8 protein-coding genes are annotated in these 7,556 nt (G+C 64.4%); 5 read left to right on the forward strand and 3 right to left on the reverse strand.

Annotated elements, in window-relative coordinates:
• Positions 1-14: 14 nt before the first annotated feature.
• On the forward strand, positions 15-1,322 hold the full coding sequence (locus VE009_RS07080; RefSeq protein ID WP_325006677.1) for an MFS transporter: 1,308 nt from the start codon (positions 15-17) through the stop codon (positions 1,320-1,322).
• Here VE009_RS07080 and VE009_RS07085 read toward each other — a convergent pair.
• Positions 1,305-2,234 (reverse strand): zinc dependent phospholipase C family protein, encoded by a 930-nt coding sequence (locus VE009_RS07085; RefSeq protein WP_325006678.1) that lies wholly within the window; start codon positions 2,232-2,234, stop codon positions 1,305-1,307. The genes VE009_RS07080 and VE009_RS07085 overlap by 18 nt on opposite strands.
• 119 nt (positions 2,235-2,353) lie before the next feature.
• Here VE009_RS07085 and VE009_RS07090 point away from each other — a divergent pair, with 119 nt between their 5' ends.
• On the forward strand, positions 2,354-2,812 hold the full coding sequence (locus tag VE009_RS07090) for a chemotaxis protein CheX (protein WP_325006679.1): 459 nt from the start codon (positions 2,354-2,356) through the stop codon (positions 2,810-2,812).
• A 220-nt stretch (positions 2,813-3,032) separates the two neighbouring features.
• Positions 3,033-3,824 (forward strand): SDR family oxidoreductase, encoded by a 792-nt coding sequence (locus VE009_RS07095; RefSeq protein WP_325006680.1) that lies wholly within the window; start codon positions 3,033-3,035, stop codon positions 3,822-3,824.
• Here the strand turns inward: VE009_RS07095 and VE009_RS07100 are convergent.
• Positions 3,811-4,086 (reverse strand): YusU family protein, encoded by a 276-nt coding sequence (locus VE009_RS07100; RefSeq protein ID WP_325006681.1) that lies wholly within the window; start codon positions 4,084-4,086, stop codon positions 3,811-3,813. The two genes, VE009_RS07095 and VE009_RS07100, sit on opposite strands and share 14 nt — an antisense overlap.
• Before the next feature lie 142 nt (positions 4,087-4,228).
• Here VE009_RS07100 and VE009_RS07105 point away from each other — a divergent pair, with 142 nt between their 5' ends.
• The gene (locus VE009_RS07105) at positions 4,229-5,779 is read left to right on the forward strand and encodes a DEAD/DEAH box helicase (RefSeq protein WP_325006682.1); all 1,551 of its coding nucleotides are present in this window, start codon (positions 4,229-4,231) and stop codon (positions 5,777-5,779) included.
• 7 nt (positions 5,780-5,786) lie between these two features.
• Positions 5,787-6,350, forward strand: a complete 564-nt coding sequence (locus tag VE009_RS07110) for a hypothetical protein (RefSeq protein ID WP_325006683.1) — start codon at positions 5,787-5,789, stop codon at positions 6,348-6,350.
• Between the two features lie 670 nt (positions 6,351-7,020).
• Here the strand turns inward: VE009_RS07110 and VE009_RS07115 are convergent.
• A partial coding sequence (locus VE009_RS07115; RefSeq protein ID WP_325006684.1) for a hypothetical protein occupies positions 7,021-7,556 on the reverse strand: 536 nt, incomplete at its 5' end.

A 7,556-nucleotide genomic window follows, 5' to 3' on the forward strand; every position in this document is an offset into this window, starting at 1 on the left:
GCGGAGGGACTGCGATGGATCAAAAACGAGCCGTGCGCGCCTGGGTCATGTACGACTGGGCGAATTCGGCCTATTCGACGACGATGATGGCGGCGGTGCTGCCAATCTTTTTCGTGAACGTACCCGGAGCGGGCGTCGGCGACGACGTCGCGCTGACGGCTTGGGCGTATACGCAATCGGCCGCGATGCTGCTGCTGGTGCTGCTGTCGCCCGTGCTGGGCGCGGTCGCCGACGTCTCCGGCGCGAAGAAGAAGCTGCTCGGCGGATTTATGGCGCTCGGCGTCCTGGCGACGACGCTGTACGCGTTCGTCGGCGAAGGCCAGCTGTGGTTCGCGATCGCATTGACGCTGCTCGGCGTCGTCGGCTTTAACGGCTCGCTCAACTTTTACGACGCGCTGCTGCCTGACATCGCGGAGCCGGAGGAGCGCGACCGGGTGTCCGCCCGCGGTTATGCGTACGGCTATTTGGGCGGCGGGCTGCTGCTTGCGGCCAATCTCGTCATGATCCAAAAGCCGGAATGGTTCGGGCTCGATACCCTCGGAGGCACGCGGCTCGCGTTCGTGTCTGTGGCGCTGTGGTGGCTGCTGTTTTCGATTCCGCTGTTCCGACGCGTCCCGGAGCGGCGCCCCGCGGCGGCGGTGCCGGCGGGGGAGGCGGTGCGGCTCGCGTTCGCGCGGCTGTCCGCCACGTTCCGGCAGCTCAAGCATTACCCGGAGCTCGTCAAATATTTGATCGCGTTCTGGTTTTTCAGCGACGGGATCGGCACGATCATCAAAATGGCGACGGCGTACGGGGAGACGATCGGCATCGGAACGTCGCATCTCATCGGCGCGCTGCTCATCACGCAGTTCGTCGGATTCCCGTGCGCGATTGTATTCGGCCGGTTGGCCGACCGATTCGGCGCGAAGTCCGGATTGTACTTATCGCTTAGCATTTACGTGCTGATCACGGTGCTCGGTTATTTCATGACGACGGCGCTCCATTTCTACTTGCTGGCGGCGATGGTCGGCCTCGTGCAGGGCGGCAGCCAAGCGCTCGCGCGGTCGATTTACACGCGTCTCATTCCGGCCGGCCGCAACGCCGAATTTTTCGGCTTCATGAGCGTGTGGAGCAAATTCGCCGGCATCGTCGGTCCGGCCGTGTTCGGCTACGTCAATATGATCGGCAACAGCCGCCTCGGCATTCTCGCGCTCGTCGCGTTTTTCGTCATCGGCATCTTCGTCCTGACGCGGGTCGATCTCGAGAAAGGCGCGCGCGAAGCGGAGCGCGATCTGTCCCCGCCGGTCGGCGGGTCGGACGGCAGTTTACCGGTCGGCCGCTAAGCCCGTTTCGTACGAGCGGTCGCCGAGCGCTTCCGCGAAGGCGAGCCAGGCCGTTCGACGTTCGGCGGGCCCGCTCCGGCGGCTCGCTTCGAGCCAGACGGCCGCCGCGCCGAGCAGCCGCTCGCCGTCGAGCAGCGCTCGCTCCCAGACGTCCCAGAACGTCTCGCGGCTTTCGCGGTTCGGCTCCGCGGGCGGACGCCACCGTTCGCCGCGCTCGTTCATCGGGTCGTCGGGATCCAGCCGCCGCCCCGGCACGAACGGCTCGATCGCGCCGCCCGTCATGGCCCGCTTCACGCCGACGGGGTCGTGGAACAAGCGGAACGCGGCGAGCGTGTCCCGGTAGCTGCGATGCCACAGCCCGTTGAGGAACGGCGAGGCATGCTCGGGGTAGACGCGGCGCATCGCGTCCTCGATCGACGCGCAGACGGCCTCCGGCAGCCGGGGGCCGGCGTCGAGCGTCGGCGCGACCGGCGTCCGCGCGGCGTCGAGCCCTCGGAGCCGCTCCAGCACGCACGTGTCGATCGCCGCTTCCAGCCGCTGGTGATCCCACTTGCGGCTGCCTTGGCGCGCGAACACGTACGGATGCGCGATCCGGTCGAGCGCGTGGTGCGTCAGCCAGCCGAGCGCGTAGATCGCGCGCGGATCGCCGGGGCCCGCCCCTTCGCACCGCTGGAGCAGCTCGCGCAGGAACGGGCCGCAGCGGCTCCGATGGAGCAGACCGCCCCAAAAATCGGACGCGGCCCGCGCCTTCGCCGTCCATGGGTAAAAGCGATGGTAAAACAACGGGTCCGGGCCTTGGCAGGCAAGGCGGAACAGCGCTTTGGCCGCGCGATCGTCCCCCAACCAAAGACCCAGATCGAGCCTGTCAAGGAGCAGCTCCCCGTATATCGAATGCGTCCATACGCTCGGCATGAAAACCCTCCTATACGCGGTGGAAAATCTCGGGTATAATAAACATTAAAATCATTAACGATTAGGACAGGCCGTAGGTCTAAAGAACGATAAGAATCGCACGGAGGTAGCGCACGAGTATGAATCCCGAATTCGTCCATCCGTTCTTGGAATCAGCGCGAATCGTCATCGAACAAGTGGCCGGCGTCAAACCGTCTGCGGGCGAGTTCGGCATCAAGGAAATCGTGAAACACGAAGAGTACTTGTGGGTCCACATCGGCCTCACCGGCCAAATGACCGGAGACATCATTTACGGCTTGAAAGAAGAAGTGGCGCTTAAGATGGTGTCCGCCATGATGGGCGGCTACGTTTTGGAAGAGCTCGGCGAAATGGGTCACAGCGCGATTTCGGAGCTGAGCAACATGATCAGCGGCAACGCGAGCACGATGCTGTACAACAAGGGACTGCGCGTCGACATCACGCCGCCGAAAATCATCAGCTCGACGGAAGGCGGCGTCATCTCGGCTACCCGCGTCCTGTCGATTCCGCTGTCGATGGAAGGCATCGGCGAGCTCGACATCCAGCTGCTGATCGCATGACGCGTCTCGCGTCATGCCCGGCAGGCGGGCGCCGCGCGTTTCCATCCGTTCGCCGAACATGATAAAATAATATCCGACTCACTCGATAGAAGACGACCGTCCGAAATTTCGGCTGGCGTTTTTTTTTCTGCGCCCGAGGAGTCCGGTTGCGCAGCGGCGCTTTCCGTTTTCGAGGTTCCGCGGGCGAATTCTCTACATAAGACCGGGAGTGACGCGATCGATGAAACCAACCGCTTTCCTGCAAGGCCGAACGGCGCTCGTAACGGGCGCCTCCGGAGGCATCGGCGCCGCCGTCGCGCGGCGGCTGCACGAGCGGGGCGCCGTCGTCATCCTCGCGGCGCGCTCGGCGGACAAGCTGGCCGCGCTGGCGGCGGAGCTCGGGCCGAGGGCGCACGCTCTGACGCTCGACGTCGCCGACGAGAAGGCCGTGAGGGCCGCCTTCGAGACGATTCGCGAGCGATTCGGCGGCGTCGACGTGCTCGTGAACAACGCCGGCTTCGGCCGCTTCGAGCCGGCGCTCGCCGCGCCCCACGATTCGTTCCGCGCCATGATGGACGTCAATTACTTCGCGGCGGTGCAGTGCACGCGCGAAGCGCTGCCGCACATGCTGCAGCGCGGGAGCGGGGCGATCGTCAACGTCGCTTCGATCGCGGGCAAATTCGCCACCGCCAAATCGAGCGGCTACTCGGCTACGAAGCACGCGCTGCTCGGCTTCACGAATGCGCTGCGCCAAGAGCTGCACGGCACGGGCGTGCACGTGATGGCGGTCAACCCCGGACCGGTCAGCACGTCGTTCTTCGACATCGCCGATCCTGAGGGCGGATATGTATCGAACGTCCGCTGGATGATGGTGACGCCGGAGCAGGTTGCCGACGCGGTCGTCGACGGGCTCGCCCGCCGCAAGGCGGAAGTCAACGTACCGGGCTGGCTCGGCGCAGCGGTCCGCGTCGGGCAGCTGCTGCCGATCGGCCTCGTGGGCGCGTTCTCGGCGAAATTTCTTAAGTTGAAGTAGGGGGAGGCGAAGCGGCGGCCTTCCGCTGATTCCGCGCTTTGACGTCCTCGAACAGCTCCCGGACGGCGGCTTTGCCTTCCGGATGGGCGGCGTTCCAATGGTTCGCGAGCGCGGGCATCGTTTTGTGGATGTGGCTGTACAGCGCCCACAGTTTCACCTGTTCCACCGTTTCCGGGGCGTTGTCCCCGACGAGCAGTTCCGCGTATTGTTCGATCAGCGCGTCGAACTGCGCGCGAAGCGACGGGTCGTTCAGCAGCTTCATGTCGATTCTCCTTTGCCGGCTTCGGAACCTGGGCGGTTCCGGATTCGAATTCAGTCTATCGCACGCCGGGACACGTGTCAAAGCGCTTCCGGCGCGGTTTTATCCAATATATCCAACTATTACAGCCCATCGGGGGGACATTATGAACGAGATCGAAACGAATGAGAAGGGCGGCTTCGCCGCGCTCGGCATCCAAGGTCCGTGGCTCGCGAAGCTTGAGGCGCGCGGCATCGTCGAGCCGTCGCCGATTCAGGCGGCAGCGCTGCCGGCATTGCTCGGGGGCGGCGACGCCGTCATCCGGTCGCGGACGGGCACCGGCAAGACGCTCGCCTTCCTGCTGCCGGCGCTGGAGCGGATCGACGCGGCGTCGGACGCGCTGCAGGTCGTCGTGTTGACGCCGACGGCGGAGCTCGCGATGCAGATCGCGCGCGAAGCCGGCGATTTGACGGAAGGCACGACGCTGCGGACGCAGGCGTTGATCGGAGGCGCTTCGCTGCAGCGGCAGCTGGACAAGCTGAAGCAGAAGCCGCAGCTCGTCGTCGGCACGCCGGGACGCATTTTGGAAATTATGGCGCTCAAGAAGCTGAAGACGACCGAAGTGAAGTACGTCGTCGTCGACGAGGCGGACCAGACGTTCGCGCTCGGCGCCGGCGGCGAAGCGGAGCGCATCCTCGGCGCGCTGCCCGCGTCGAAGCAGACGGTGTTTTGCTCCGCGACGATGCCCGAGGAGGCGTCTCGCGTCGCGGCGAAGTGGACGAAGAACGCGGTGCGCGTCGAGGCGGAGCCGCCGGAGGAGGCCGGGCTGCGCTTGCCGCCGACGGTCGAGCACTCCTACATCGTGACGGAGGAGCGGGACCGGATCGACGCGGTGCGGCGGCTGCTGCGCACGGTGCAGCCGCGCTCGGCGATTCTGTTCGTCAACCAGACGGAATCGATCGCCGAGGTCGAGGCGAAGCTGCAGTATCACGGACTCGCGGTCGAAGCCGTATATGGGGAGCAGCCGAAGCAGGAGCGGACGGCCGTCATGCGCCGGTTCCGCAGCGGCAAGCTGAAGCTGTTGCTCGCGACGGACGTCGCCGCGCGCGGACTGGACGCCCCGGACGTCACGCACGTCATCCACGTCGACCCGCCGCTCGACGCGGAGCGATATTTGCACCGCGCGGGACGGACCGGCCGGATGGGCCGCTCCGGCGAGTCGATCCTTGTGCTGACGCCGAACCGGACGTTCATCGCCGCGAAATTCGCCGATGCGCTCGGCATCGCGATTCGCGAGAAGCGGCTGAAGGAAGGCGCGTGGCAGCCGGCGGCCGGCAACGGCGCTTCGCCGCGGAAGCAGGGCCGTCCGGCGCCTTCCGCCGATACGGCTAAGGCGGCGGTTTCCGGTGCGGCGAAGGCGCCGGCCTCCGGTGCGGCGAAGCCGGCGTCCGTCTCGGCTGGCAAGGGCGCTGCAACGAACGGCGCGAATGGCGCAGCCGTCTCGGCGAGCAGGGGCGCGTCAGCGAACGGCGCGAAAGCCGCTCCCAAGCCCAAGGCTCAGACGTCCGCCGCCGCGGCCGCGGCGAAGAAGGCGGAGAATCGTCACCGCGACAAGAAAAACAAAGGCGCGCCGCGCTGGCTGAAAGAAAAGCGCGCCGCCGCCAGCGCGAACGGGCATGCGAACGCCTCCCCGACGGACGGCAGCCCGAGAGGCTGAGCCGCCGATGAGGAGGCGCCGTTCCCTGCCGCTGCTGCTCGTGCTGCCGCTGCTGCTGCTGCTCGCGGGCGCCGGAATCGCCGCGTACGGCTCGACCGAGCCGCCGCTTGATTGGTCGGCCGCTCCGAAGCCGAGCGTCGCGAACGAGCTGCGGGAGATGATCGCCGCAAGGTCGCTGGCGTTGACGATCGACGAAGCGGAGCTGAACGCGCTGCTGAAGCCCGAGCTGTATGAACGGCGGCGGCTGAATGAACTCATGGAGCTGACGGGGGCGGACATCGCGATCTCCGGCGACACACTGATCGTGAAGACCGATGTGCGTCTCGGCGGTGCGCTTCGCCTGCCGCTGACGCACCGGCTGCGGCTGACCTGGGACAAGCCGGACGTCGTCGCCGAGCATTACGCGACGAGCCTCAAGGCGCTGCCGCTGCCGACCGCGCTCGTGCCGATCGGCATCGTCCGCGTGCCGCTCGCGTGGGATGCGCCGATTCCGACGGAGGTCGACGGCGTTGCGTTCGAGGAAGGAAGGCTGCGCATCTCGTTCCGCGTGGCGAATCCGTTCGGATTCTGATCCGGAGGGAACTTGCAAGATGGGGCGGAGCGTGGATGAAAGGCGGGCCAAACGGCCTGCCTTTTTTAAGTTTGTAACAGGCATGTTTCGCAATAAGCATCTCTTCGCGTATCACAGTGGTTTGTATATTTCCGCTTTGAGAGGGGGGAGTGCCCCCTTTTTGTCGCATTCCGCTTCAATTCCCTTTGCTCAGCGCAGCGACGCTTGCCCGGAACTTATTGCATCAGCGCAGCGACGCTTGCTCGGAGCTTACTGCATCTGCGCAGCGACGCTTGCTCGGAGCTTACTGCAGCAGGGCAGCGAATTTGCTCAAACCTTACTGCATCAGCGCAGCGACGCTTGCTCGGAACTTATTGCATCAGCGCGGCGACGCTTGCTCGGAGCTTACTGCATCAGCGCAGCGACGCTTGCCCGGAGCTTACTGTCAGCGCAGCGACGCTTGCTCGGAGCTTGTTGCATCAGCGCAGCGACGCTTGCCCGGAGCTTACCGCATCAGCGCAGCGACGCTTGCTCGGAGCTTATTGCAGCAGGGCAGCGACGTTTGCTGGGAGCTTACTGCAACGATCTTCCGAAGGACAATGTGTTAGGCAGAGATCGCCGCAGCAATTGTCGTACTTCAGAGCGATTCATTTTTGATTAGGAATCTGGCTTAAAGGGATTTGCAGGACTTCTAATCGTTAGGGACATTCCCCCACAGCGATCCTTGTCTACAACCCTGCGATAGAGGCAGATGGGAGTACGATGCCGACATCGTCCGCTCGTAAACGGCGCGACCGAACATCATTTGTTCCCATGCAGCCTTCAAGGGGATGCCTCGGGATATGCAATTCCAACGAAACGCGTATTCGTCGAGATAAAGTTGCAGATAGGTGTTGCCGATGCTGCCAAAGACGGAGTAGAGCCAGTGTTTCGCGTCTTCGGCAATAAACCGAAGTTGGCTTTTGGCCATGCCGAAAGAGGAGAGCGGGACGAATTCGCGCGAATCCGGAAACACGTTTTGGGCGAAGTGTATTTTCCCGTCTCTCGTCAATCGTTTCCCATCCAACAAGTGCGTTGGAACGGGCCTGAACTTGACGGCTGAAGCTTTCCCGGTGCGATTGTCCATGGAACCCCCGATAAGAATAACGCGTTCTCTGCGATAAAGGGCATGCGTAATGAAGAAATAAGGACCGAGCACTTGGAGGCCGGCGTGAACGGTCCCTAAGA

Source organism: Paenibacillus sp. (assembly GCF_035645195.1).
Classification (GTDB): domain Bacteria; phylum Bacillota; class Bacilli; order Paenibacillales; family YIM-B00363; genus Paenibacillus_AE.